The sequence below is a fragment of the Brachybacterium massiliense genome (assembly GCF_900184245.1).
GTDB lineage: Bacteria > Actinomycetota > Actinomycetes > Actinomycetales > Dermabacteraceae > Brachybacterium > Brachybacterium massiliense.
The window spans coordinates 124,512-148,521 of record NZ_FXXB01000008.1; the positions used below are offsets into that span (position 1 = coordinate 124,512).

Annotated in this window: 24 protein-coding genes; 20 read left to right on the top strand and 4 right to left on the bottom strand. The window is 70.9% G+C overall.

Going from position 1 to position 24,010, the window contains the following annotated elements; all coding sequences use genetic code 11:
- Window positions 1-74: 74 nt before the first annotated feature.
- The 3 genes from BN4251_RS10525 to BN4251_RS10535 all read right to left on the bottom strand — a co-directional run bounded on the left by BN4251_RS10525 (window position 75) and on the right by BN4251_RS10535 (window position 2,942).
- On the bottom strand, window positions 75-869 hold the full coding sequence (locus BN4251_RS10525; RefSeq protein ID WP_087485074.1) for an ABC transporter permease: 795 nt from the start codon (window positions 867-869) through the stop codon (window positions 75-77).
- Window positions 866-1,795 carry an ABC transporter ATP-binding protein gene (locus BN4251_RS10530; RefSeq protein ID WP_245810296.1) on the bottom strand — a complete coding sequence of 310 codons (930 nt, stop codon included), beginning with the start codon at window positions 1,793-1,795 and terminating at the stop codon, window positions 866-868. Before BN4251_RS10530 ends, BN4251_RS10525 begins: the two co-directional genes overlap by 4 nt.
- A gap of 82 nt (window positions 1,796-1,877) precedes the next feature.
- Window positions 1,878-2,942: a glutathione S-transferase family protein gene (locus BN4251_RS10535; protein ID WP_087485076.1), complete on the bottom strand. Its 1,065-nt coding sequence runs from the start codon at window positions 2,940-2,942 to the stop codon at window positions 1,878-1,880.
- Between the two features lie 206 nt (window positions 2,943-3,148).
- On the opposite strand from BN4251_RS10535, the gene BN4251_RS10540 reads away from it, so the two are divergent.
- The 6 genes from BN4251_RS10540 to BN4251_RS10565 all read left to right on the top strand — a co-directional run bounded on the left by BN4251_RS10540 (window position 3,149) and on the right by BN4251_RS10565 (window position 8,228).
- The gene (locus BN4251_RS10540) at window positions 3,149-3,886 is read left to right on the top strand and encodes a helix-turn-helix transcriptional regulator (protein WP_087485077.1); all 738 of its coding nucleotides are present in this window, start codon (window positions 3,149-3,151) and stop codon (window positions 3,884-3,886) included.
- Window positions 3,883-5,310, top strand: a complete 1,428-nt coding sequence (gene sufB, locus BN4251_RS10545) for a Fe-S cluster assembly protein SufB (RefSeq protein WP_087485078.1) — start codon at window positions 3,883-3,885, stop codon at window positions 5,308-5,310. The genes BN4251_RS10540 and sufB overlap by 4 nt, the downstream gene beginning before the upstream one ends.
- Entirely contained in the window at window positions 5,310-6,629 is a 1,320-nt protein-coding gene (gene sufD / locus BN4251_RS10550) for a Fe-S cluster assembly protein SufD (RefSeq protein WP_087485079.1), read from the top strand. The genes sufB and sufD overlap by 1 nt, the downstream gene beginning before the upstream one ends.
- Window positions 6,629-6,967 (top strand): non-heme iron oxygenase ferredoxin subunit, encoded by a 339-nt coding sequence (locus tag BN4251_RS10555; protein WP_087485080.1) that lies wholly within the window; start codon window positions 6,629-6,631, stop codon window positions 6,965-6,967. The genes sufD and BN4251_RS10555 overlap by 1 nt, the downstream gene beginning before the upstream one ends.
- 74 nt (window positions 6,968-7,041) lie before the next feature.
- On the top strand, window positions 7,042-7,797 hold the full coding sequence (gene sufC / locus BN4251_RS10560; RefSeq protein WP_087485081.1) for a Fe-S cluster assembly ATPase SufC: 756 nt from the start codon (window positions 7,042-7,044) through the stop codon (window positions 7,795-7,797).
- 98 nt (window positions 7,798-7,895) lie between these two features.
- Window positions 7,896-8,228: a metal-sulfur cluster assembly factor gene (locus tag BN4251_RS10565; RefSeq protein ID WP_087485082.1), complete on the top strand. Its 333-nt coding sequence runs from the start codon at window positions 7,896-7,898 to the stop codon at window positions 8,226-8,228.
- Window positions 8,229-8,333: 105 nt separating this feature from the next.
- Here the strand turns inward: BN4251_RS10565 and ald are convergent, their stop codons facing one another.
- Window positions 8,334-9,449: an alanine dehydrogenase gene (gene ald / locus BN4251_RS10570; RefSeq protein WP_087485083.1), complete on the bottom strand. Its 1,116-nt coding sequence runs from the start codon at window positions 9,447-9,449 to the stop codon at window positions 8,334-8,336.
- 212 nt (window positions 9,450-9,661) lie between these two features.
- Here ald and BN4251_RS10575 point away from each other — a divergent pair, with 212 nt between their 5' ends.
- The 14 genes from BN4251_RS10575 (at window position 9,662) to rpoZ (ending at window position 23,995) form a co-directional block, all read left to right on the top strand.
- Window positions 9,662-11,266 carry an ABC-F family ATP-binding cassette domain-containing protein gene (locus BN4251_RS10575; protein WP_087485084.1) on the top strand — a complete coding sequence of 535 codons (1,605 nt, stop codon included), beginning with the start codon at window positions 9,662-9,664 and terminating at the stop codon, window positions 11,264-11,266.
- 419 nt (window positions 11,267-11,685) lie between these two features.
- The gene (locus BN4251_RS10580; RefSeq protein ID WP_087485085.1) at window positions 11,686-12,303 is read left to right on the top strand and encodes a MarR family transcriptional regulator; all 618 of its coding nucleotides are present in this window, start codon (window positions 11,686-11,688) and stop codon (window positions 12,301-12,303) included.
- A gap of 75 nt (window positions 12,304-12,378) precedes the next feature.
- On the top strand, window positions 12,379-12,936 hold the full coding sequence (gene efp, locus BN4251_RS10585) for an elongation factor P (RefSeq protein WP_087485086.1): 558 nt from the start codon (window positions 12,379-12,381) through the stop codon (window positions 12,934-12,936).
- 141 nt (window positions 12,937-13,077) lie between these two features.
- Entirely contained in the window at window positions 13,078-13,455 is a 378-nt protein-coding gene (locus BN4251_RS10590) for a transcription antitermination protein NusB (protein ID WP_245810297.1), read from the top strand.
- 170 nt (window positions 13,456-13,625) lie between these two features.
- Entirely contained in the window at window positions 13,626-14,258 is a 633-nt protein-coding gene (pyrR, locus tag BN4251_RS10595; RefSeq protein ID WP_245810298.1) for a bifunctional pyr operon transcriptional regulator/uracil phosphoribosyltransferase PyrR, read from the top strand.
- Window positions 14,255-15,217 (top strand): aspartate carbamoyltransferase catalytic subunit, encoded by a 963-nt coding sequence (locus BN4251_RS10600; RefSeq protein ID WP_087486333.1) that lies wholly within the window; start codon window positions 14,255-14,257, stop codon window positions 15,215-15,217. Before pyrR ends, BN4251_RS10600 begins: the two co-directional genes overlap by 4 nt.
- The gene (locus BN4251_RS10605; RefSeq protein WP_245810299.1) at window positions 15,207-16,544 is read left to right on the top strand and encodes a dihydroorotase; all 1,338 of its coding nucleotides are present in this window, start codon (window positions 15,207-15,209) and stop codon (window positions 16,542-16,544) included. The genes BN4251_RS10600 and BN4251_RS10605 overlap by 11 nt, the downstream gene beginning before the upstream one ends.
- On the top strand, window positions 16,541-17,035 hold the full coding sequence (locus tag BN4251_RS10610; protein ID WP_087485089.1) for a PH-like domain-containing protein: 495 nt from the start codon (window positions 16,541-16,543) through the stop codon (window positions 17,033-17,035). The genes BN4251_RS10605 and BN4251_RS10610 overlap by 4 nt, the downstream gene beginning before the upstream one ends.
- Window positions 17,032-18,231, top strand: coding sequence for a glutamine-hydrolyzing carbamoyl-phosphate synthase small subunit (gene carA, locus BN4251_RS10615; RefSeq protein WP_087485090.1), 1,200 nt, complete (start codon window positions 17,032-17,034; stop codon window positions 18,229-18,231). The genes BN4251_RS10610 and carA overlap by 4 nt, the downstream gene beginning before the upstream one ends.
- Entirely contained in the window at window positions 18,231-21,584 is a 3,354-nt protein-coding gene (carB, locus tag BN4251_RS10620) for a carbamoyl-phosphate synthase large subunit (protein WP_087485091.1), read from the top strand. The genes carA and carB overlap by 1 nt, the downstream gene beginning before the upstream one ends.
- Window positions 21,581-22,444, top strand: coding sequence for an orotidine-5'-phosphate decarboxylase (pyrF, locus tag BN4251_RS10625; protein WP_087485092.1), 864 nt, complete (start codon window positions 21,581-21,583; stop codon window positions 22,442-22,444). Before carB ends, pyrF begins: the two co-directional genes overlap by 4 nt.
- A gap of 182 nt (window positions 22,445-22,626) precedes the next feature.
- Window positions 22,627-22,953, top strand: a complete 327-nt coding sequence (mihF, locus tag BN4251_RS10630; RefSeq protein WP_087485093.1) for an integration host factor, actinobacterial type — start codon at window positions 22,627-22,629, stop codon at window positions 22,951-22,953.
- Window positions 22,953-23,549 (top strand): guanylate kinase, encoded by a 597-nt coding sequence (gene gmk, locus BN4251_RS10635; RefSeq protein ID WP_425426213.1) that lies wholly within the window; start codon window positions 22,953-22,955, stop codon window positions 23,547-23,549. Before mihF ends, gmk begins: the two co-directional genes overlap by 1 nt.
- 83 nt (window positions 23,550-23,632) lie before the next feature.
- Window positions 23,633-23,995 (top strand): DNA-directed RNA polymerase subunit omega, encoded by a 363-nt coding sequence (gene rpoZ / locus BN4251_RS10640; protein WP_087485095.1) that lies wholly within the window; start codon window positions 23,633-23,635, stop codon window positions 23,993-23,995.
- Window positions 23,996-24,010 lie beyond the last annotated feature (15 nt).

The window sequence follows — 24,010 nt, forward strand, 5'->3', positions numbered from 1 at the left end:
CCCGAGTCTAGATTCCGCTCCCGGGAGATTGCTGATCCGTGCGGGACGATGCGACGGACGACGCATCCGTGCGCTCAGCTGTCCGTCCAGCGGAACCAGCGGATCACCGCGAGCGTCCCGCCCACCGCCCAGGCCAGCAGCACCACGACCGATCCGATCGAGAAGCTGCCCGAGGCCAGGCACGCCCGCAGCAGCTCGCCGAGCGCGCCCGAGGGCAGCAGATCCACCAGACCGCTCAGGATCCGCGGATAGGTCGAGGCGGGGAAGGCGACACCGCCCGCGGCCACCATCAGCACGAACAGCAGGTTCGAGACCGCCAGCACCGCCTCGGTGCGCAGCGTCCCCGCGACCAGCATGCCGAGCGCCCCGAAGGCGACCGTGCCGATCAGCCACACCGGCACCATCGCCGCGAGCCCCAGCAGCTCGGGCCGCCAGCCGATGATCAGCGCGATCAGTCCCAGCACCACCACCTGCAGCACATGGGTGGTGAGAGTGGCGAGGATCTTCCCCGCGAGATAGCCGCTGCGGCCCAGGGGAGTGGTGGCCACCCAGCGCAGCACCCCGTTGCGGCGGTCGAAGCCGGTGAGGATCGCCTGGGAGGTGAAGGAGGTGGAGATCAGCGCGGTCGCGAAGGTCGCGGCGACCGCGGTGTCCACCGCGGCCACGCCCTCGAGACGTCCCAGCGGCAGCAGCCACAGCCCGATCAGCACCATCGCCGGCAGCGCCACGGCGACGGTGAGCTGCTCGCCGTTGGACAGCAGCACTCTCGTCTCGAGCCCGGCATGGGCGAGGATGCGGCGCAGAGCGGGGGCCGGGCGCGGCGTGCGCTCGGAACGGGCCTCGGTGCTCCGGTCCCGGGTGGCGGTCATCGCAGCTCCTGCTCGCTCGGGGCCGTCACGCTCGCGGCGGGGCCGACGGGGTCGGGACCGGGTGCCGACGGATGCTCCTGGTCCATCAGGTCCAGCAGCACCGACTCCAGATCGGCCGCGCCGCCCGAGGTGATCTCGAGCTGCGCGCCGTGGCGCGCGGCGGCCGCGCGCAGGTCGGCCTCGAGCGCGGGCGCCACGCGCGGGTCGACGCCGGTCGCGGTGGCCTGGAGCACCAGCGCGCCGTCCGCCGAGCGGTGGGAGCTGATCACGTCCTGCACGGAGCCGGAGGCGAGGACGCGGCCGTGGGAGATCACGCGCACGGCATCGGCGAGGCCCACCACGTCGTCCATCAGGTGCGTGGTGAGCACCACCGCGGTGCCGGTGCGGGCGAGACCGCGGATGAGCTCGCGCACCCGCCGACGGATCGAGGGATCCATCCCGGCGGTGGGCTCGTCGAGGAAGACGAGGTCGGGGCGCCCGATGATCGCCAGCGCAAGGGCCAGGCGCTGCCGCTGGCCTCCTGACAGGCGGCGCACCAGCGTGCGGCCGAACGTGTCGATGCCGAGGTGCTCGGCGACCTCCACGACGTCCAGGGGATCGGCGTGCAGGCTCGCCCCGTAGCGCAGCAGCTGCATGGCCGAGGCGCCGGAGGCGAGGCCTCCGTCCTGGATCATCACGCCCACCCGGGCGCGGTGCTCGGGGCTCGAGCGCCAGGGGTCGGCGCCGAGCACCCGCACGGTGCCGGCATCGGGCCGCAGCAGACCGGTGGCGCACGAGATCGCGGTGGTCTTGCCGGCGCCGTTCGAGCCCAGCAGAGCGGTCACCGCACCGCGCTCGGCGGTGAGGCTCAGGCCGTCGAGCGCACGGACGGAGCCGTAGCTGAGCGTGAGGTCGTCGGCGACGAGGGCAGGGGAGTGGTGGTCCATGGCGCGCACCATCGTAGGCCGCGCCGCACGCGAGAGAGCACAGGATGTGCGGGACCGCTCGGGCGGGCGTGGCCTGCCCGGGTCAGCGCCCGGTCACCTGCAGCGGCGTGTGCGCCGGATCGACCACCTCGGCGGCCAGCGGCGCGAGGGGTGCGGTGCCGCCCGGACCCCAGGTGTCGGTCTCGAAGCGATCACGGTCATGGGGCTCGAGCAGGCCGCTCAGATCCGGGCCCAGCGGCACCACCTGAGTGGGGTTGAGGTCCTCGTGGACGTAGTAGTAGTGGCGCTTGATCTGCTCGAAGTCCACCGTGTCGCCGAAGCCGGGCGTGGTGAACAGGTCCTTGGTGTAGTTCCACAGGTTCGGCATGCTCGCCAGGGTCTGACGGTTGGCCTTGAAGTGGCCGTGGTACACCGGATCGAAGCGGATCAGGGTCGGGAAGAGGCGCACGTCGGCCTCGGTGATCGAGGCGCCCATGAGGTAGCGGCTGCGGCCCAGCCGCTCCTCGAGCTCGTCGAGCGCCGCCCACAGCGCGCGGTACTCCGTCTCGTAGGTCTCCTGCGAACCGGCGAAGCCCGTCTTGTACACGCCGTTGTTGACGTGGTGGAGCATCCACTTGTTCAGGGCGTCGATCTCCTCGCGCTGCGCGGCGGGGTACAGATCCGGAGCGCCCTCGCGGTGGTGCTCGGTCCACTCGGTCGCGAAGTCGAGCGTGATCTGCTGGAAGTCGTTGGTCACCACCGCCTTGGTGGGCAGGTCCACGACCGCCGGCACCGTGATGCCGCGGGGGTAGTCGGGGAAGCGCGCGAAATATGCCTGCTGCAGGCGCTCGTAGCCGAGCACCGGGTCCACGCCGCCCTCGTCGAGGTCGAAGGTCCAGGACCGACGGTCGTGGGTGGGCCCGGGCATCCCGACCGAGAGGACGTCCTCGAGGCCCAGCAGGCGGCGGGAGATGAGGGTGCGGTTGGCCCACGGGCAGGCCCGCGCGGCGATCAGCCGGTAGCGGCCGGCCTCGACCGGCCAGCCGTCGCGGCCGTCGGCCGTGATGCGATCGTCGATGTAGTTCATGTCGCGGTCGAAGGCTTCCCCGACGGCGACGTACGCGCCGCGGGTGGAGTGGTCCGTGCTGCGGGTGCTCTCGGTGGTCATCGGGTGGTCCCTTCGGTCGGTAAGGCGTCACGCCCAGAATAGTTGAAACCGATACTAAATGGAAGAGGTCTGCTTGCCGGAGCGGCACACGGGAGTGAATATGCAGGTTAGGGCACCCTGCGTGCTGTGCGGCACAGTGCTGGGGAAGGTATTTGGCAAGCGGAGTGTTGTAAAATCGGAAGGGCGATCGGCGGGAGGAGGCCACGATGACAGCACCCGAGCTCGAGACCGGGGCGCCCCAGACCACACGCGATCGCCTCGTCGAGGCGATCTCGACCCACGGTCCGATCACGGCGCGCCGGCTGGCCGAGAGCTTCGGCCTCACCAGCGCAGCGGTGCGCCGTCACCTCGCCGCCCTCGAGGCGGAGGGGATCATCGCCGAGCACGAGGTGCCGGTCGTCCAGCGCGGCCGCGGCCGTCCCAGCAAGTCCTTCGTGCTCTCCCCGTCGGCCCATGAGTCGCTGCCCGGGGGATACGACGAGCTCGCCGTGATGGCCGTCCAGGAGCTCGCCCGCCTCGGCGGGGACGAGGCGGTGAAGGCTCTGGCCGAGCGCCGCATCGCCGACTGGGAGAGCATGGTGGCCCAGCGGGTCGCCGAGCTCGAGGCGGAGGGCGAGAGCGTGAGCGTCGCACGGCGCCTGGAGATCCTCTCCGAGCTGCTCACAGAGCGCGGGTACGCCTCCACGGTGCGCCCGCTGCACGTCCCGCTGCCCAGCGCGGGCGCACAGTCCGGTGCGAATCCGCGTACGCTCGTCACGGCGCAGCTGTGCCACGGTCACTGCCCCGTGCTCGACATCGCCGCAGACCACCCCGAGATGTGTGAGGCCGAGACCCGCGTCATCTCCCGAATCATCGGTGCCCCCGTCCAACGCCTGGCCACCCTGGCGCAGGGGGCGCACGCCTGCACGACACACATTCCGCTCACCGAGGGAAGGACACCATGACGAGCGCACCAGAGAAGCTCACGCAGGACGAGATCATCGACTCCATGGGCGGCTACGCCTATGGATGGCACGACGAGGACTCCGCCGGCGCCAGCGCGCGCCGCGGCCTGTCCGAGGACGTCGTGCGGGACATCTCGGCCCGCAAGGACGAGCCCGAGTGGATGCTCGAACGTCGCCTCAAGGCGCTGAAGCTGTTCGAGAAGAAGCCCATGCCCACCTGGGGCCCGGACCTGTCCGGCATCGCCTTCGACGACATCAAGTACTTCGTCCGCTCCACCGAGAAGCAGGCCACCTCCTGGGAGGACCTGCCCGAGGACATCAAGGAGACCTACGACCGTCTCGGCATCCCTGAGGCGGAGAAGCAGCGCCTGGTCGCAGGTGTCGCGGCGCAGTACGAGTCCGAGGTCGTCTACCACCAGATCCGCGAGGACCTGGAGGAGCAGGGCGTCATCTTCCTCGACACCGACACCGCTCTCAAGGAGCACCCGGAGATCTTCAAGGAGTACTTCGGCACCGTCATCCCCTCCGGTGACAACAAGTTCTCCGCGCTGAACACGGCCGTGTGGTCCGGCGGCTCCTTCGTGTACGTCCCCAAGGGCGTCCACGTCGAGATCCCGCTGCAGGCCTACTTCCGGATCAACACCGAGAACATGGGCCAGTTCGAGCGCACCCTGATCATCGCCGACGAGGGCTCCTACGTGCACTACGTCGAGGGCTGCACCGCGCCGATCTACAACTCCGACTCGCTGCACAGCGCGGTCGTGGAGATCGTCGTGAAGAAGGACGCCCGCGTGCGCTACACGACCATCCAGAACTGGTCGAACAACGTGTACAACCTGGTCACCAAGCGCACCACCGTCGAGCAGGGCGGTGTCATGGAGTGGGTCGACGGCAACATCGGCTCCAAGGTCACCATGAAGTACCCGGCCGTGTGGCTGATGGGCGAGCACGCCCGCGGAGAGACCCTCTCGGTCGCCTTCGCCGGCGAGGGCCAGCAGCAGGACACGGGCTCGAAGATGGTGCACATGGCACCCCACACCTCGAGCTCGATCGTCTCGAAGTCCGTCTCCCGCGGAGGCGGCCGCAGCTCGTACCGCGGCCTGGTCCAGGTGATGCCGGGCGCCGAGCACTCGGCCTCGACCGTGCTGTGCGACGCGCTGCTGGTGGACACCATGTCCCGCACCGACACCTACCCGTACGTCGACGTCCGCGTCGACGATGTCCAGATGGGCCACGAGGCCACCGTCTCCAAGGTCTCCGAGGAGCAGCTCTTCTACCTGATGAGCCGCGGCATGGAGGAGGCCGAGGCGATGGCGATGATCGTGCGCGGCTTCATCGAGCCCATCGCCCGTGAGCTCCCGATGGAGTACGCCCTGGAGCTGAACCGCCTGATCGAGCTGCAGATGGAAGGAGCAGTCGGCTGATGACGACCACTGATGTGAAGGGTGCCGAGAACGCGGGGGACCCCTCGGCGAACGAGGCCGTGGGCCACGCCGCCGGAGCCGCTCCGGTCGCCGCCCAGACGGCCCTCGACGACGTCGAGACCACCGCCGCGCCCGAGCTGGAGGAGGAGAACCTGACCCTCCCCGGCCAGGACTCCCCGGCGACCGCCGCGCTGCACCGCGGCGCCCGCAAGCGCTCCTTCGAGGTCTCCGACCACGAGGTGCCCCGCAGCGATGTCGAGGAGTGGCGCTTCACCCCGCTGCGCCGCTTCGCGCCGCTGTTCGAGGACGTCGCGACCGACGACCGCGAGGGCGACCCCGCGGTGGACTACCAGGTCACCGTCCCCGAGGGCGCCCCCGAGGCGAAGACCCTCGCGATCGGCGAGGCCCCCCGCGGCACCGTCCTGGTTCCCGAGGACCTCACCACCGCGCTCGCCTCCGCGCGCACCGAGCAGGCCCTGCACCTGGTCGCCGCGAAGAACGCCGCCTACGAAACGCCGTTCCGCGTGGACATCACCGGCCGCGGCGCGGACCGTCGTGGCAACGCGCACCTCGTGCTCGAGACCGAGGAGTCCTCCTCCGCGATCTTCGTGCTCAACCACACCGGCAGCGCCCAGTACGCGCAGAACGTCGAGATCATCGCGGGCGACAACTCGCAGATGACCGTCATCTCCGTGCACGACTGGGATGACGACGCGCTGCACATCGCCACCCACCACGCCCGCGTGGGACGGGACGCGAAGCTCAAGCACGTCGCCGTCACCCTCGGCGGCAGCGGAGTGCGCCTGAACTCGATCGGCGAGTACGCCGCCCCCGGCGGAGAGATCGAGAAGCTCGGCCTGTACTTCTCCGACGAGGACCAGTTCTTCGAGAACCGGCTCTTCGTGGACCACAGCGCTCCCCACTGCACCTCCAACGTCGCCTACAAGGGCGCGCTGCAGGGGCGCAAGGCGCGCTCGGTGTGGGTCGGCGACGTGCTGATCCGCAAGGAGGCCGAGGGCACCAACACCTACGAGCTCAACCGCAACCTGGTGCTCACCGAGGGCGCTCGCGCCGACTCGGTGCCCAACCTCGAGATCGAGACCGGTGAGATCGAGGGCGCCGGGCACGCCGCTGCGACGGGTCGATTCGACGACGAGCAGCTGTTCTACCTGCGTGCACGCGGCATCCCCGAGATCGAGGCCCGTCGTCTGGTGGTGCGCGGCTTCTTCGCCGAGATCATCCAGCAGATCGACGTGCCCGAGATCCGGGAGCGCCTCTCAGCCGCGATCGAGGACGAGCTCGCACGGAGCATGAACTGATGTCGGACGCCTTCGTCCCCGTCGCCGCCCTGGCCGACCTCGCCCCCGGCGAGGCGATCGACGTCGTCGCCGGCGGCATCGAGATCGCCCTGGTGCGCGACGAGGACGGCGGCGTCCACGCCCTCGAGGACCTCTGCTCGCACGACGAGATCGCGCTGAGCGACGGCGAGGTCGAGGGATGCACCATCGAGTGCTGGAAGCACGGCAGCCAGTTCGACCTGGTCACAGGTCGTCCGCTGCAGCTCCCGGCCGTCCTGCCCGTGCGGGTGTTCCCCGTGCGCATCGACGAGAGCAGCGGAGAGATCCTGGTGGATCCGACCGCAGCCCCCGCCACCTGAACATTCCGGGCGCCGCCCACGGCGCCCACCATCGTCACTCATCCACCAGCACACCTGGTCAAGGAGAACCACTCATGTCGATTCTGGAGATCAAGAACCTCCACGCCACCGTCGAGACCCCCGAAGGCACCAAGGAGATCCTCAAGGGCGTCGACCTCACCATCCGCAGCGGTGAGACTCACGCGATCATGGGCCCCAACGGCTCGGGCAAGTCCACCCTCGCCTACGCGATCGCCGGCCACCCCAAGTACGAGATCACCGGTGGCGAGGTCACCCTCGACGGCGAGGACGTGCTCGAGATGAGCGTGGACGAGCGTGCCCGCGCCGGCCTGTTCCTCGCCATGCAGTACCCGGTCGAGGTCCCCGGCGTGACCGTCTCGAACTTCCTGCGCACCGCCAAGACCGCGATCGACGGCGAGGCCCCCTCGCTGCGCACCTGGGTCAAGGACGTCAAGGGCGCCATGGACGATCTGAAGATGGACCCCGTCTTCGCCGAGCGCAACGTCAACGAGGGCTTCTCGGGCGGCGAGAAGAAGCGCCACGAGATCCTGCAGATGCAGCTGCTGAAGCCCGGCATCGCCATCCTCGACGAGACCGACTCCGGCCTCGACGTCGATGCGCTGCGCATCGTCTCCGAGGGCATCAACCGCGCCAAGCAGGAGACCGAGGTGGGCGTCATGCTGATCACCCACTACACCCGTATCCTGCAGTACGTGAAGCCGGACTACGTCCACGTCTTCGTCGGCGGCCGGATCGCCGAGCAGGGCGGCCCGGAGCTGGCCGAGCGTCTCGAGGCCGAGGGCTACGACCGGTTCCTGGTCGAGGCCTGACCTCATCGGCTGCGCCGCTCCGGGAGAGCCCCCGGCCCGGCGCGGCACCATCCATCAGGGGGTCGCTCCCGCGACCCATGTCCCTTCGGGAGGATGCCATGACCGAACAGACGACTCCTTCGGCGACCGTGAGCTCCGAGGACGTCATCGAGGCGATGAAGGACGTCATCGATCCCGAGCTCGGGATCAACGTCGTCGATCTCGGCCTCGTCTACGGCGTCAACGTCGAGGACGGCAATGCCGTGATCGACATGACGCTGACCTCCGCCGCCTGCCCGCTGACGGACGTGCTCGAGGAGCAGACCTTCGCGGCGCTGGACCCCATCACCGAGACGCACCGCATCAACTGGGTGTGGATGCCGCCGTGGGGCATGGAGAAGATCACCGAGGACGGCCGCGAGCAGCTGCGCGCGATCGGCTTCAACCTCTGAGCTGAGCTCGGAGGCGGCGCTCCGCGCCGCATCGGAAGGCCCCCGCAGGAGGGTGCGAAAGATCGCACCGATCTGCGGGGGCCTTCGTCGTGCCGGGGCGCGCGGTCAGCCGAGCGCGACCTCGCGCGCGGTGATCTCGAGGTCATGGGCCTCGGCGGTGCCCTCGTGCACGAGCATCCCCTCGTGCGTGTGCAGCCCCTTGGCCAGCGCTGGATCGGCGCGCAGCGCCTCGCGCCACCCCGAGCGCGCGATCCTCAGGATGTAGGGGAGGGTGGAGTTGTTCAGCGCCGCGGTCGCGGTGACCGGCACGGAGCCCGGCATGTTCGCCACGCAGTAGTAGATCGTGTCGTGGACCCGGAAGGTGGGGTCGTCGTGCGTGGTGGGCCGGGAGTTCTCGAAGCATCCGCCCTGATCGATCGCGACGTCCACCAGCACCGCGCCGGGCTTCATCGCGGCGACCATCTCGTCGGTCACGAGCTTGGGTGCCTTCTTCCCGGGGATCAGCACCGAGCCGACCACCACATCGGCCTGCGCCACCTGCTCGGCGAGATCCAGGGCCGTCGAGTAGCGGGTCTTGATGCGGCCGTGGTGCATCCCTGCGATCTGGCCGAGGCGGCCCACGTCGAGATCCATCACGGTGACGTCGGCGTGCATCCCCAGCGCCATCACCGCGGCCTGCTCGCCGACCATCCCGCCGCCGATCACCAGCACCCGCGCCTCGGTGGTGCCCGGGATGCCGCCCATCAGCACACCGGAGCCGCCCAGCGGGGCCATCAGGTGGTAGGCGCCGACCTGGGCCGCGAGGCGACCCGCGATCATGCTCATCGGGGCCAGCAGGGGCAGCGAGCGGTCCTCGCGCTGCACGGTCTCGTAGGCGATCGAGGTCGCGCCCGAGGACAGCAGCGCCTCGGTCAGCGCAGAGTCGGCCGCGAGATGCAGGTAGGTGAACAGCACCTGCCCCCTGCGCAGCAGATGGTGCTCCTGGGGGAGCGGCTCCTTGACCTTCACGATCATCTCGGCCTGCTCCCAGACCTCCTCGGCGGTGTCGAGGATGCGCGCGCCGGCCGCCCGGTAGTCCTCGTCGCTCACCAGCGAGCCCGTCCCGGCGCCTGCTTCGACGAGCACCTCGTGACCGTGTGTGACCAGCTCGTGGACGCCGGCCGCGCCCAGACCCACACGGTTCTCGTTGTTCTTGATCTCCCGGGGTACCCCGATCCGCATCTCGCGCCTCTCTGCTGCGTCCTCCGGCCGCGGTCACGGCCGGTCGGGCCAGCATGACACCTCGCGAGCCGCAGGTGCTGTGGAACACGGCACCGTGCCCCGTATTCCGAGCGCTGATCCGAGGGGATCGGCCCTAGACTCGACGAGGCTCCGCGCCGGGACCGACCGTCGGCGCGCGCAGAGCGATCCCCTCGAACCAGGAGCAGAATCCCGTGATCACCGTGCACGACCTCGCCATCCGCGTCGGCGCTCGGCTGCTCATGAGCGACGTCTCCTTCCAGGTGACCGCCGGGGACAGGGTGGGCCTGGTGGGCCGCAACGGCGCCGGCAAGACCACCCTCACCAAGGTCCTCTCCGGCACGCTGGACCCCTCGGAGGGCAGCGTGGAGCTCTCCGGCGAGCTCGGCTACCTGCCCCAGGACACCCACAGCGGCGAGGACACCGAACCGGTGCTGGCCCGCATCCTCTCCGCGCGCGGACTCGACGTGATCCTGAAGAAGCTCCGCCGCGCCGAGGAGGAGATGGCGGACATGTCCCTCAGCGAGGCGCGCCGCGAGAAGGCGATGAACCGCTACCCCCGCATCGAGGCGGAGCTCGATGCCGCGGGCGGTTACGCCGCCGAGGCCGAGGCCAAGCGCATGGCCGCGAACCTGGGGCTGCCCAACCGGCTGCTTGAGCAGGAGCTCGGCACCCTCTCGGGCGGCCAGCGCCGCCGCGTGGAGCTCGCCCGCATCCTGTTCTCGCAGGCGCAGACGATGATCCTGGACGAGCCCACCAACCACCTCGACCACGACTCGATCGTGTGGCTGCGCGAGTACCTGATGAGCTACCGCGGCGCGGTGATCGTCATCAGCCATGACGTCGAGCTCGTGGAACAGGTCGTCAACAAGGTGTTCTACCTGGACGCGAACCGCGCCGTCATCGACATCTACAACATGGGCTGGAAGCAGTACCTGCGCCAGCGCGAGGATGACGAGAAGCGCCGCAAGCGCGAGCGCAGCAACGCCGAGAAGAAGGCGACCCAGCTGACCGCCCAGGCCGAGAAGATGCGCGCGAAGGCCACCAAGGCGGTCGCCGCGCAGAACATGCTCAAGCGCGCCGAGCGCATGCTCGACGGCGTCGAGGGGGAGCGGCAGAAGGACCGCGTCGCCTCCCTGCGCTTCCCCAAGCCCGCCCCCTGCGGCAAGACCCCGCTGATGGCGGAGGACCTCTCGAAGTCCTACGGCAGCCTCGAGATCTTCACCGGGGTGGACCTCGCGATCGACCGCGGCTCGCGTGTGGTGATCATCGGGCTGAACGGTGCGGGCAAGACCACCCTGCTGCGGATCCTGGCGGGCGTGGACCAGCCGGACACCGGCGGGCTGCTGCCCGGCCACGGGCTCCGCGTGGGCTACTACGCCCAGGAGCACGAGACGCTCGACCTGGATCGCACGGTGCTCGAGAACATGATGACCGCCGCCTACGAGCTGCCCGAGGTCGAGGCCCGCAAGATCCTCGGCTCGTTCCTGTTCACCGGCGATGACGTGCACAAGCCGGCGCGCGTGCTCTCCGGCGGCGAGAAGACACGCCTCGCGCTCGCGGCGCTCGTGGTCTCGAGCGCGAACGTGCTGCTGCTGGACGAGCCGACGAACAACCTCGATCCCGCCAGCCGCGAGGAGATCCTCGGGGCGCTGGCCGCCTTCGAGGGCGCCGTGGTGCTGGTCTCCCACGACCCCGGCGCCGTCGCCGCGCTGAACCCGGAGCGGGTGCTGATGATGCCCGATGCGGTCGAGGACCTGTGGAACGCCGAGTACCAGGAGCTCATCGAGCTCGCCTGAGCTGCGCGCCGCCCGACGCTCCGCAGGCTCGTTCAGCGCCCCCGGCCCGGTCGGCTGGCGGTGCCGCCGGGCCGTTCGGGCACCAGCAGCCCGCTGGCGGCGCCGCCGGGCAGCTCCGTCGCGAACTGCCTGCTGGCGAACCGGATCTGCCCTGTTTGTGGGTCGTCAGCGGGCTGTCGAGGCCGCTGGCGGCCTCGCCGGGCCGTTCGGGCACGAACAGCCTGCTGACGAACCGGATCCGCCCTGTTTCTGGGTCGTCAGTGGGCTGTTGAGGGGGAGCGGTTCGCGAGCAGGCTGTTGAGCGGGGAGCGGTAGGACGCTGTAGCATCGAACACAAGCTGTTTCTGCTGTGGGCTGTGGGCCGCACGCGCTGACGAAGCAGTGCTCGCACGCCGTGAACCTGCCTCGAAGGGGTCCTGATGTTCGTGCTGTCGCTCTCTGGTCGGCCGGGCCATGGCCGCTCTGCCTCCGATCCCGTCCCGGAGCTGCTGGAGGCGCTCGCGGAGCTCGAGCTGCCGCTGCCCGCCGAGCGCACCGTCGGGCCCGACGCCCTGGTGCTGGCGGGCCGTGCCGAGGCGGCGCTCGAGGTGCTGCTGCGGGCCGCGGAGGTCGGGTCCCTCGCCGTCGGCCTCGGCGTGGGAGCGGTGCACGGGCCGCTGCCCGCCTCCGTCCGGGAGATCTCCGGTCCTGCGCTCGAGGCCGCCGAGGCGGCGCTGGCCTCCGCGCGCACCACCTCCCAGGTGCCGCTCGCGGTGCGAGCGGCTGATCCTCGCCAGGAGGGCACCGCCGCGGACGCCGAGGCGGTGCTGCGACTGGTGGTGTGGATGATCCGCGCCCGCAGCCGCGGCCAGTGGGAGGCGGTGCGCGCTCTGCGCCGCGACCCCGGAGCCACCCAGGCGCAGCTCGCCGAGCGGCTCGGGGTCACCCAGCAGACCGTCTCCCGGGCGGTGAAGACCAGCGGCTGGCGGGAGGAGAGCGCCGCCCACCCCCTCGCCGTGCGGCTGCTCAGCATGATCGACCTCACGTCGGCCCGGTGAGAGGTCGAGCGCGCACCGGCCGGAGCGTGCCTGCGCGGTATCCTTGCCACGCCCAGACGACTACCGAGGAGACTCATGGCGACGACGAATGATCTGAAGAACGGGATGGTCCTGGTGCTGGACCAGCAGCTCTGGAGCGTGGTCGAGTTCCAGCATGTCAAGCCCGGCAAGGGCCCGGCCTTCGTGCGCACCAAGCTCAAGAACGTGATGTCCGGCAAGGGCGTCGACAAGACCTTCAACGCCGGCGTCAAGGTCGAGACCGCCACCGTGGACCGCCGCGACATGCAGTTCTCCTACCTCGACGGCGACATGTACGTCTTCATGGACACCTCCAACTGGGAGCAGACCAGCCTCACCGAGGAGGTCGTCGGCGACGCCAAGGACTTCCTTGGCGAGAACCAGGACGTGGTCGTCGCCTTCCACGAGGGCCAGGCGCTCTTCGTCGAGCTCCCCGCGAACGTCGAGCTTGAGATCGCGGAGACCGAGCCCGGCCTGCAGGGCGACCGCTCCAGCGGCGGCACGAAGCCGGCCCGTCTCAGCACCGGCCGCGAGATCCAGGTCCCGCTGTTCATCAACATCGGCGACCGGGTCCGCGTCAGCACCTCCACGGGAGAGTACAAGGACCGTGTCTGAGCCCAGCGACCGCGGGCGGGACGAGCACCGTCCCGCCCCCCGGGCCCCGGGCCTGCCGCCGAGGTCGAGTTCGAGCGCACGATCCCCGCCGCCGCCGATCGTCTCCACGGCCGCACCCGTGATCGCATCCGGGCGATCGACGTGCTCTTCGAGGCCGACGCGAAGCGCGCCGACGTGCTCGACGTGCTCGGTGAGCGCCTGAAGCGCACCGCGGCGCAGACCCCGCTGCCCGCCCGCTCGCGCGAGCTGGTGGAGCTGTACGCCCCGCACGCCGTCGATATCGACGAGGATCTCTCCACCCACTCCCGCGACTGGCCGTTGCACCGCATGCCGGCGGTGGACCGGGCGATCCTGCGACTGGGCAGCGCCGAGGTGCTCCACGGCGCGGACGATGCGGGTCGCGGAGCGATCATCGGCGAGTACACCAAGATCGCCGAGGTGCTCTCGACCGACGACTCGCCCCGCTTCGTCAACGGCCTGCTGCAGCGCCTGGTGGACATGCGCGGCATGCTCTCCTGAACGACCGCGGCGCACCCTGCCCCGCGCAGAGCGCGCCGCTCCACCGCCGCATGGTCCGAGGGGCGGTCACCCGGGCGCCGCCCGGGAGCCTCCCTCTAGACTCGGCACCGCTCGCACGAGCGCCCCACCCTTTAACGACACGTCCTGTGAGGCGTGGAAGGGAGACCCCCATGACCGACGACCGCAGCACGGGCTCACAGCCCGCGCCCGAGACCCCCGCCCCGCCCGCAGGCAGCTCCCGCGTGCTGGGCCCCGACGAGATCCGGCGGGCGCTGACGCGCGTCGCCCACGAGATCCTCGAGAGCGGCCACGGCGCCGAGGACCTGGTCCTGCTCGGCATCCCGCATCGCGGCGTGCCGCTCGCCCGCCGCCTGGCCGAGCAGATCGCGCGCGCCGAGGGCCGCCCCGAGGGGGAGGGCCTCTCCGACCTCCACGGCGCGCTCGACATCACGATGTACCGCGACGATCTGCGCAGCAATCCCACCCGCGCCCCGAGCCCCACCCGGATCCCGCGCGCCGGGATCGACGGGCGCACCGTGGTCCTGGTCGACGACGTGCTCTACTCCGGGCGCACCGTCCGTGCCGCGCTCGACGCGCTGAGCGCCATCGGCCGCCCCGCCGCGGTACGGCTCGCCGTGCTGGTGGACCGCGGCCATCGCGAGCTGCCGATCCGCGCGGACCACGTGGGCAAGAACCTCCCCACCGCCCGCAGCGAGCGGGTGCACGTCCAGCTCACGGAGACGGACGGCACCGACGCGGTCGACATCGTCCGCCTCGCGGCCGGTGAGGGGGAGGGCGCATGAGGCACTTCATCTCGATCGCAGACCTCACCCGCGAGGACGCCCTGGCCGTGCTCGCCACCGCAGAGCACATGGCGCAGACGCAGTCCCGCTCGATCCGCAAGCTGCCCACCCTCGTGGGCACCACGGTGGTGAACCTCTTCTTCGAGGACTCCACCCGCACACGGATCAGCTTCGAGGCCGCTGCGAAGCGGCTCTCCGCGGACGTCATCAACTTCTCCGCCAAGGGCTCCAGCATCTCCAAGGGCGAATCGCTCAAGGACACCGCCCTCACCCTGCAGGCGATGGGCGCCGACGCCGTGGTGGTCCGCTCGGCCTCCTCCGGCGCCGCGCACCTGCTGGCCCATTCGGGCTGGATCGATCAGCCCATCATCAACGCCGGGGACGGCGCGCACGAGCACCCCACCCAGGCGATGCTCGACGCCTTCACCATGCGTCGTCACCTGCGCCCCGAGGATCCGAGCGCGGATCTCGCCGGTGCGCACGTGGTGATCGTCGGCGATGTGCTCCACTCGCGGGTGGCACGCTCGAACGTGCTGCTGCTGACCCTGCTCGGCGCCCGCGTGACCCTCGTGGCCCCGCCGGCCCTGGTGCCCGTCGGCGCCTCCGCCTGGCCCTGCGAGATCAGCTACGACCTCGACGCGGCGCTGGCCACCGGCCCGGACGCCGTGATGATGCTGCGGGTCCAGAGCGAGCGGATGGTCGGCGGAGGCTTCTTCCCGACCGCGGGGGAGTACTCCCGCCGCTACGGCCTGAGCGCCGCACGGGCGCAGACCCTGCCCGATCACGCGATCGTCATGCACCCCGGTCCGATGAACCGCGGCTTCGAGATCGACGGCTCCGTCGCCGACTCGCCCCGCAGCGTCATCGTCGAACAGGTCGCCTCCGGCGTCTTCGTCCGCATGGCCGTCCTCTACCACCTGCTCGCCACCGATGCCCGGGAGGCTCCCCGTGACCACTGAGAACGCCGCCGCGACCGCAGCCGCTGCGGATCCCGCCCCGCTGCTGATCCGAGGCGGCCGTCCCTACGGCGAGCAGGTCCAGGACCTCCTTCTGGCTGGCGGCCGGATCGAGGCCGTCGGCGCCGACCTCGAGGCGCCGGAGGGCGCCGAGGTGATCGACGCCGACGGCTGCATCGTGCTGCCCGGACTGGTCGATCTCCACACCCACCTGCGCGAGCCCGGCGGGGAGGAGGCCGAGACCGTCGAGTCCGGCACCCGCGCCGCCGCACGCGGCGGGTTCACCGCCGTGCACGCCATGGCCAACACCACCCCGGTCGCCGACACCGCCGGTGTGGTCGAGCAGGTCGCGCGCCGCGGCGACAGCGCCGGCTGGTGCTCCGTGCGTCCCGTGGGCGCGGTGACCGTGGGACTGGCGGGGGAGCGGCTCGCCGAGCTCGACGCGATGGCGAACTCCCGAGCGAAGGTCCGCGTGTTCAGCGACGACGGCAAGTGCGTCCACGATCCCGTGCTGATGCGTCGCGCTCTGGAGTACGTGAAGTCCTTCGACGGCGTGATCGCTCAGCACGCCCAGGACCCTCGGCTCACCGAGGGCGCCCAGATGCATGAGGGCGTCGTCTCCGCGGAGCTCGGCCTGACCGGCTGGCCGGCCGTGGCCGAGGAGTCGATCATCGCGCGCGACGTGCTGCTGGCCCAGCACGTCGGCTCCCGCCTGCACGTGTGCCACCTCTCGACCGCCGGGAGCGTGGACATCATCCGCTGGGCGAAGCAGCGCGGCATCGCCGTGACCGCTGAGGTCACGCCCCACCACCTGCTGCTGACCGACGAGAACGTGCGCCAGTTCGACGCAGTGTTCAAGGTGAACCCGCCGCTGCGCACCGCGACCGATGTCGAGGCGGTCCGCGAGGGGCTCGCCGACGGCACCATCGACATCGTCGCCACCGACCACGCCCCCCACCCGCGCGACGCCAAGGACCGCGAGTGGGACCAGGCCGCGATGGGCATGACCGGGCTCGAGACCGCCCTGTCCCTGGTGCAGCTGACCATGGTCGACGAGGGGCGCCTGAGCTGGCGGGACGTAGCCCGCGTGCTGTCCGAGACGCCCGCCGAGATCGGCCGGGACGAGGACCAGGGCCAGCCCCTCGAGCCCGGTTCCCCGGCCCATGTGCTGGTCTGGGACCCGCGCCCGGTGCGGGTCGCGGACCCGGCCGAGCACGCCTCCCTCAGCCGCAACTCCCCGTTCGCGGGGCTCGAGCTGCCGGGCACCAACCGCCTCACGGTGCTCGGCGGGCGACCCACCGTGCGCGAGGGCCAGGTGGTGACCCGATGAACGACCGGGTCCTGCCCGTGCTGCTGCTGGTCGCGCTGTTCGCCCTCGCCCTGGCCGGAATGGCCTGGGGCTGGCGACGACGAGGCCGCTCGCAGCAGCACCTGCCCCCTCCCACGAGCGCCGCGCTCGACGAGCTCGGCGAGGGGATCGCCCACGGGCCGGTGGACGCCGTCTACGTCGACACCGTGCTCGCCGAGCAGCCCCTCGAGCGGATCGTCGCCCACGGGCTGGGACACCGCGCGAACGCCCGGGTCAGCCTCGGCGACGGCGGCACCTTCAGGATCGAGCGCGAGGGCGCCGCACACCTGACCATCCCCGGCCCGGACGTCTCGGAGATCACCTCCGGACCCGGCATGGCCGGGAAGTTCATCGGCGGCGACGGCCTCCTGATCATCCGCTGGCGCCTGGGCGACCAGCTCCTCGACACCGGACTGCGCCTCGCCCGGCGCGCCGACCACGACCTCCTGCTCTCCCGGAAGGAGCACGCATGACTTCCACCGCTTCCACCAGGCCCCCCGCCTCCCGCGCCCGCCGCGAGAAGGCGCTGCTGATCCTCGAGGACGGCACCGTCCTGCGCGGATCCGCCTACGGCGCCCGCGGCACCCGCCTCGGCGAGGTCGTCTTCACCACCGGCATGACCGGCTACCAGGAGACCCTCTCGGACCCCTCCTATGCCGGCCAGATCGTGGTCCAGACCTCCCCGCACATCGGCAACACCGGCGCGAACGCCCAGGACATGGAGTCCCGCAAGGTGTGGGTGCGCGGCTACGCCGTGCGCGACGCCAGCCGCATCGCCTCCTCCTACCGCGCCGAGCAGACCCTCGATGATCTGCTGATCAGCAGCGACGTGGTGGGCATCAGCGACATCGACACCCGCATGCTCACCCGCGTGCTGCGCGAGAGCGGTTCCATGCGCGGCGGCATCTTCTCCGGCGACGCCCTCGCCGCCTCCGAGCAGGAGCTGCTCGAGCAGGTGCGCCAGCAGCCCTCGATGACCGGCGCGAACTTCGTCGACGAGGTCACGATCGCCCAGCCCGTCGTGCTCGAGCCCGAGGGCGAGGTGCGCGCGACCGTCGCCGCCGTGGACCTGGGTATCAAGGGCGCCTCCCCGCGCAGCATGCTCGCCCGGGGGCTGCGCGTGCACCTGCTGCCCGCGAGCACCTCGATCGAGGACCTCGTGGCGATCGCCCCGGATGCCGTGTTCTTCTCCAACGGCCCCGGCGACCCCGCCGCCGCGACCGCCCAGATCGAGCTGCTGCGCGGCGTGCTGGACGCCGGGATCCCCTTCTTCGGCATCTGCTTCGGCAACCAGCTGCTGGGCCGCGCCCTCGGCTTCGGCACCTACAAGCTGAAGTACGGCCACCGTGGGATCAACCAGCCCGTGCAGGACCGCGAGACCGGCCAGGTCGCGATCACCGCCCACAACCACGGCTTCGCCGTGGACCTGCCCCTCGAGGGCGAGCACATCGCCCCCCACGGGGACGGCCGCTACGGCCGCGTCGTGGTCTCCCATGTCGGGCTGAACGACGGAGTGGTCGAGGGCCTGCGCTGCCTCGACCTGCCCGCCTACTCGGTCCAGTACCACCCCGAGGCGGCCGGCGGCCCGCACGACGCCTCGCCCCTCTTCGATCGTCTGGCAGAGCTCGCCGTCGCCCACCGCGCCGCCTCTGCATCCAAGGAGTCCTGATGCCCCGTCGCACCGATATCACCTCCGTCCTGGTCATCGGCTCCGGCCCGATCGTGATCGGTCAGGCCGCAGAGTTCGACTACTCCGGCACCCAGGCCTGCAGGGTGCTGCGCGAGGAGGGCCTGCGGGTCATCCTCGTCAACTCCAACCCGGCCACGATCATGACGGACCCCGAGATCGCCGATGCCACGTACATCGAGCCGATCGATCCGCAGATCATCCGCACCATCATCGAGAAGGAGCGGCCCGACGCGCTGCTGCCCACCCTCGGCGGCCAGACCGCGCTGAACGCCGCGATCGCGCTCGCGAACGACGGCACCCTCGAGGAGCTCGGCGTCGAGATGATCGGCGCGAGCCTGGACGCCATCAACAAGGCCGAGGACCGCCAGCTGTTCAAGGAGGTCGTCGAGCGGGTGGGCGGCGAGTCCGCGCGCTCGCGGATCTGCCACACCATGGACGAGCTGCTCGAGGCGGCCGACGATCTCGGCTACCCGATGGTGGTGCGCCCCAGCTTCACCATGGGCGGGCTCGGCTCCGGCATGGCCTACGACGAGGCGGACCTGCGCCGCATCGGCGGCGACGGCCTGCACTACTCGCCCACCAGCGAGGTGCTGCTGGAGGAGTCGATCCTGGGCTGGAAGGAGTTCGAGCTCGAGCTGATGCGCGACAGCGCGGACAACTGCGTGGTGGTCTGCTCGATCGAGAACGTCGACCCCGTCGGCGTGCACACCGGCGACTCCGTCACCGTCGCCCCCGCGCTGACCCTCACCGACGTCGAGATGCAGACGCTGCGCGACCTCGGCATCGCCATCATCCGCGAGGTGGGGGTGGACACCGGCGGCTGCAACGTCCAGTTCGCCACCCATCCCGAGACCGGTCGCGTGGTGGTCATCGAGATGAACCCGCGCGTCTCCCGCTCCTCGGCGCTGGCCTCGAAGGCCACCGGCTTCCCGATCGCGAAGATCGCGGCTCGCGTCGCGATCGGCTACACCCTCGACGAGATCCGCAACGACATCACCGGCACCACCCCGGCGAGCTTCGAGCCGGCGCTGGACTACGTGGTCGTCAAGGTGCCGCGCTTCGCCTTCGAGAAGTTCCCGGCGGCCGATCCCACGCTCACCACCACCATGAAGAGCGTCGGCGAGGCGATGGCCCTGGGCCGCAACTTCACCGAGGCGCTCGGCAAGGCGCAGCGCTCGATCGACGTGAAGGACGCGAGCCTGAGCTACCTCGGCGCGCCTCCCCCGGCCTCCGAGGTCACCGAGCTGCTCGACGAGGTGCGCATCCCCACCGCCGAGCGCCTGGTGACGATCGGGCGGATCCTGTGGTCCGCGGCCGAGGGCATCCTCGACCCGGCCGAGACCCTCGACCGCCTGGTCGAGGCGACCGCGATCGACCGCTGGTTCCTGGACCAGATGCTGATGGTCGCCGAGATCGCCGCCGAGATCCGCGCCTCCGAGGTGCTCGACGCGGAGCTGCTGTCCCTGGCCAAGCGCCACGGACTGTCCGATGACCAGATCGGGGCGCTCAGCGGCCGCAGCGGCGACGTGGTCAAGGGCGTGCGCGAGGCGCTCGGCATCAATCCGGTCTACAAGACCGTCGACACCTGCGCGGCCGAGTTCGCCTCGGCCACCCCGTACCACTACTCCACCTACGACCAGGAGACCGAGGTTGAGCCGCGCGAGCGTCCCGCGGTGCTGATCCTCGGCTCGGGCCCCAACCGCATCGGCCAGGGCATCGAGTTCGACTACTCCTGCGTGCACGCCGCGATGGCGCTCGGCAACCGCGACCTGCCCGGCGGCGGCTACGAGACCGTCATGGTCAACTGCAACCCCGAGACCGTCTCGACCGACTACGACATCGCCGATCGCCTCTACTTCGAGCCCCTCACCTTCGAGGACGTGGTCGAGGTGTATGAGGCGGAGAAGGCGGCCGGTCCCGTGGCGGGCGTGATCGTGCAGCTGGGCGGTCAGACCCCGCTCTCCCTCGCGCGCCGGCTCGAGGCCGAGGGCCTGCCGATCATCGGCACCAGCCCCGCGGCGATCGACAACGCCGAGGACCGCGGCCACTTCGGCGCGGTGCTCGCCGAGGCGGATCTGCCCGCCCCGCCCTACGGCACCGCCTGGGGCCTGAGCGATGCGACCGAGGTCGCCGCGCGCGTGGGCTACCCGGTGCTGGTGCGCCCGAGCTACGTGCTCGGCGGCCGCGGCATGGAGATCGTGTTCGACGAGGCGGGCCTGGTGGACTACGTGGCCCGCAACCTGCCCGAGAGCGGACGGGCCGAGGCCCCGATCCTGATCGACAGCTTCCTCGACACCGCGATCGAGATCGACGTCGACGCCCTCTACGACGGCACCGACCTCTACATCGGCGGCGTGATGGAGCACATCGAGGAGGCCGGCATCCACTCCGGCGACTCGGCCTGCACCCTCCCGCCGATCACCCTGAGCGATGCGGTGATGGAGCGGATCCGCACCTCGACCCTCGCGATCGCCGAGGGCGTGGGCGTGCGCGGCCTGCTCAACATCCAGTTCGCCCTCTCCCACGGCGTGCTCTACGTGCTCGAGGCCAACCCCCGCGCCTCCCGCACCGTGCCCTTCGTCGCCAAGGCCACGGGCGTGGCCCTCGCCCAGGCGGCGGCGCTGCTGATGGCCGGCAGCTCGATCGCGGACCTGCGCCGTGGGGGAGTGCTGCCCGCCGAGGGCGATGGCACGCACCTGCCCGACGACTCGCCGATCGCGGTCAAGGAGGCGGTGCTCCCGTTCAAGCGCTTCCGCACCGCCGAGGGCCGCGCGGTCGACTCCGTGCTGGGCCCGGAGATGCGCTCGACCGGTGAGGTGATGGGGCTGGACGCGACCTTCCCGCTGGCCTTCGCGAAGTCGCAGCTGGCGATCTCCGGCCAGGGCCTGCCCAGCGCGGGCACCGCCTTCGTCTCGGTCTCCGATCGCGACAAGCGCTCCCTGCCGCTGCCCGTCGCGCGCCTGGCCGCGCTCGGCTTCGAGATCCTCACCACCGCAGGCACCGGCCGAGTGCTCAGCCGCTACGGCATCCCCTGCCGCGTGCTGCGCAAGGCCTCCGAGCCCGGGGACGAGGCGAGCGTGATCGAGCTGATCGAGAACGGTCAGGTCGATCTGGTGATGAACACGCCCTCCGGCTCGAACGCCCGCGTCGACGGCTACGCCATCCGCGCCGCCGCGACCAGCATGGATGTTCCGATGATCACCACGCTGCAGGAGTTCCAGGCGGCAGTGCAGGCGATCGAGGCGCGCCCGGTCGAGCCGTTCGAGGTGCTGAGTCTGCAAGCGCACACCGCCCGGCTCGCCGAGGCGCGCGGCGCCGTGGCGCACGCATGAGCAGCGCTCCCGTCCCCTTCGGCGACCGCCTCCAGCAGGCGGTCGCCGAGCGGGGGAGGATCATCGCCGGGATCGACCCGCACGCCGCGCTGCTGACGGACTGGTCCCTGCCCGACACCCCGCAGGGCCTGCGAGAGTTCTCGGAGCGCGCGCTGGACGCCGTCGCCGGCCGGGTCGCGGCGATCAAGCCGCAGTCGGCCTTCTACGAGCGTCACGGCTCCGCGGGAGTGGCGGTGCTCGAGGAGCTGCTGGCCGAGGCCCGGGCACGCGGGGTGCTCACGATCCTCGACGTCAAGCGCGGGGACATCGGCTCGACCATGGCCGCCTACGCCGCGGCGCACCTGCTGCCGGGCGCGCCGCTCGAGGCCGACGCGATCACCGTCAGCCCCTATCTGGGCACCGGCTCGCTGGATCCCGCCGCGCAGCTCGCGGCCGAGCACGGCAAGGGACTGTTCCTGCTCGCGCTCACCTCGAACCCGGACGGACCGCAGGTCCAGCACGCCCTCACCCGCGGTGACACGCCGGTGGCGCATGAGATCGCGCGACACGCCGAGAAGATCGGCGGGGCCGCTCCCGGCCGCTGGTCGAGCGTCGGCCTGGTGGTCGGTGCGACTGTCGGCGATGCCTACCGCCGCCTGGGCCTGGACCGGGCCGCACCCTCGGCGCCGCTCCTTGCGCCGGGCTTCGGAGCGCAGGGTGCGGGGCCCGCGCAGATGAGCGAGGTCTTCGGCGAAAACGCAGGTCACGTGCTTGTCTCGCTCTCGCGCGGACTGCTGGGAGCAGGCCCCGAGGTCGCGGCGCTGAGCCGTCGCGCCGAGGAGCTGCGCACCCGGTACGACCGCCCGGTCACCGGCTCCTGACACGCACCGCCGACGGCCGACGAAAGGCGCCTCGTGCGCTGCTCGTCGGCCGTCGATCTGCACCGGACCTGGGGCGAAGCGTGTCAAAAGTGCGCTCAGACACGAATATGGGGTTACGCTCTTCCCACATCGAGGTCCTGCCGGATCTCCACGTCACAGCAAGAGAACAAGAGGTAAGAACAGTGGCTCTCCCTCCCCTCACCCCTGAGCAGCGGGCCGACGCCCTGAAGAAGGCCGCCGAGGCTCGTCGCGAGCGTGCGGCCATCAAGGCGCGGCTCAAGGACAGCGCCGGTCACCGTGGCGAAGAGATCCAGAAGGTCCTGAAGGAGGCCGAGACCAACGAGGTCGTCGGTCGTCTGCGCGTCTCCGCCCTGCTCGAGGCCCTCCCGGGCGTCGGCAAGGTCAAGGCCCAGCAGATCATGGAGGAGATCGGCATCTCGCCGTCCCGCAAGATCCGCGGCCTGGGCTCCCACCAGGCGGAGAAGCTCGTCGCCCACTTCTCCGAGTGATCGAACGCTCCGCCGGGGCCGGCGCCGTATCGGCGCCGGCCCCGGTGACTGTTCTCGCCGGGCCCACCGCGGTGGGCAAGGGCACCGTCTCCGCGGCGATCCGTGCCCGCTATCCGCAGATCTGGCTGTCCGTCTCCGCGACCACGCGCGCCCCGCGACCCGGTGAGGTCGACGGGGTGCACTACCGCTTCGTGAGCGAGGAGGAGTTCTCCTCGCTGATCGACAGCGGGCAGATGCTCGAGTGGGCCGTGGTCCACGGTCGCAACAAGTACGGCACCCCGCGCGGTCCCGTCGAGGAGATGGTCGCCGAGGGGCGGCCGGTACTGCTCGAGATCGACCTCGCCGGTGCGCGCCAGGTGCGGGAGTCGATGCCCGATGCGCGCTTCGTCTTCCTCGCCCCGCCGGACTGGGACACGCTCGTCGAGCGCCTGGTGGGGCGCGGCACCGAGAGCGCCGAGGAGCGCGAGCGCCGCCTGGAGACCGCGAGGGTCGAGCTCGCCGCGGAGAGCGAGTTCGACGTCACGATCGTCAACGACACCGTCGAGCGCGCCTCGGACGAGCTCGCTCGCCTGATCGGCGTGCGCGACCTCACCTGACCCCGCATGCTCCCGCCCTCGCCCCGCTGGGCGGAAGGGCGTATCCTGGAGCGTCGCACGCCGAAACTCATGAAGGGACATCCGTGGCCGGAACAGTCGCTCAGCCCGAAGGCATCACGAACCCCCCGATCGACCGTCTGCTCGAGACCGTCGACTCCAAGTACGCCCTGGTGCTCTACGCCTCCCAGCGCGCCCGCCAGATCAACGCGTACTACTCGCAGCTCTCCGAGGGCCTGCTCGAGTTCGTCGGCCCGCTGGTGGATGTCGACAACCAGGAGAAGTCGCTCTCGATCGCGCTGCGCGAGATCGACGAGGGCCTGCTCACCGTCCGCGAGATCGACGAGGAGGAGTACGCCGCGCAGAACGAGCCGGATCCCAACGCTCCGGCCCCGCTGATCCTCGGCGACGACGCCCCCGAGATCCCGCCCACCGACTTCTCGCTCTGACCCTGCTCCTCGCCG

Bases quoted from the DNA above. Each gene is read 5' to 3' on its own strand.
- BN4251_RS10525 (WP_087485074.1), bottom strand. From the start codon at position 869: ATGACCGCCACCCGGGACCGGAGCACCGAGGCCCGTTCCGAGCGCACG.
- BN4251_RS10530 (WP_245810296.1), bottom strand. From the start codon at position 1,795: ATGGACCACCACTCCCCTGCCCTCGTCGCCGACGACCTCACGCTCAGC.
- BN4251_RS10535 (WP_087485076.1), bottom strand. From the start codon at position 2,942: ATGACCACCGAGAGCACCCGCAGCACGGACCACTCCACCCGCGGCGCG.
- BN4251_RS10540 (WP_087485077.1), top strand. From the start codon at position 3,149: ATGACAGCACCCGAGCTCGAGACCGGGGCGCCCCAGACCACACGCGAT.
- sufB (WP_087485078.1), top strand. From the start codon at position 3,883: ATGACGAGCGCACCAGAGAAGCTCACGCAGGACGAGATCATCGACTCC.
- sufD (WP_087485079.1), top strand. From the start codon at position 5,310: ATGACGACCACTGATGTGAAGGGTGCCGAGAACGCGGGGGACCCCTCG.
- BN4251_RS10555 (WP_087485080.1), top strand. From the start codon at position 6,629: ATGTCGGACGCCTTCGTCCCCGTCGCCGCCCTGGCCGACCTCGCCCCC.
- sufC (WP_087485081.1), top strand. From the start codon at position 7,042: ATGTCGATTCTGGAGATCAAGAACCTCCACGCCACCGTCGAGACCCCC.
- BN4251_RS10565 (WP_087485082.1), top strand. From the start codon at position 7,896: ATGACCGAACAGACGACTCCTTCGGCGACCGTGAGCTCCGAGGACGTC.
- ald (WP_087485083.1), bottom strand. From the start codon at position 9,449: ATGCGGATCGGGGTACCCCGGGAGATCAAGAACAACGAGAACCGTGTG.
- BN4251_RS10580 (WP_087485085.1), top strand. From the start codon at position 11,686: ATGTTCGTGCTGTCGCTCTCTGGTCGGCCGGGCCATGGCCGCTCTGCC.
- efp (WP_087485086.1), top strand. From the start codon at position 12,379: ATGGCGACGACGAATGATCTGAAGAACGGGATGGTCCTGGTGCTGGAC.
- pyrR (WP_245810298.1), top strand. From the start codon at position 13,626: ATGACCGACGACCGCAGCACGGGCTCACAGCCCGCGCCCGAGACCCCC.
- BN4251_RS10600 (WP_087486333.1), top strand. From the start codon at position 14,255: ATGAGGCACTTCATCTCGATCGCAGACCTCACCCGCGAGGACGCCCTG.
- BN4251_RS10610 (WP_087485089.1), top strand. From the start codon at position 16,541: ATGAACGACCGGGTCCTGCCCGTGCTGCTGCTGGTCGCGCTGTTCGCC.
- carA (WP_087485090.1), top strand. From the start codon at position 17,032: ATGACTTCCACCGCTTCCACCAGGCCCCCCGCCTCCCGCGCCCGCCGC.
- carB (WP_087485091.1), top strand. From the start codon at position 18,231: ATGCCCCGTCGCACCGATATCACCTCCGTCCTGGTCATCGGCTCCGGC.
- pyrF (WP_087485092.1), top strand. From the start codon at position 21,581: ATGAGCAGCGCTCCCGTCCCCTTCGGCGACCGCCTCCAGCAGGCGGTC.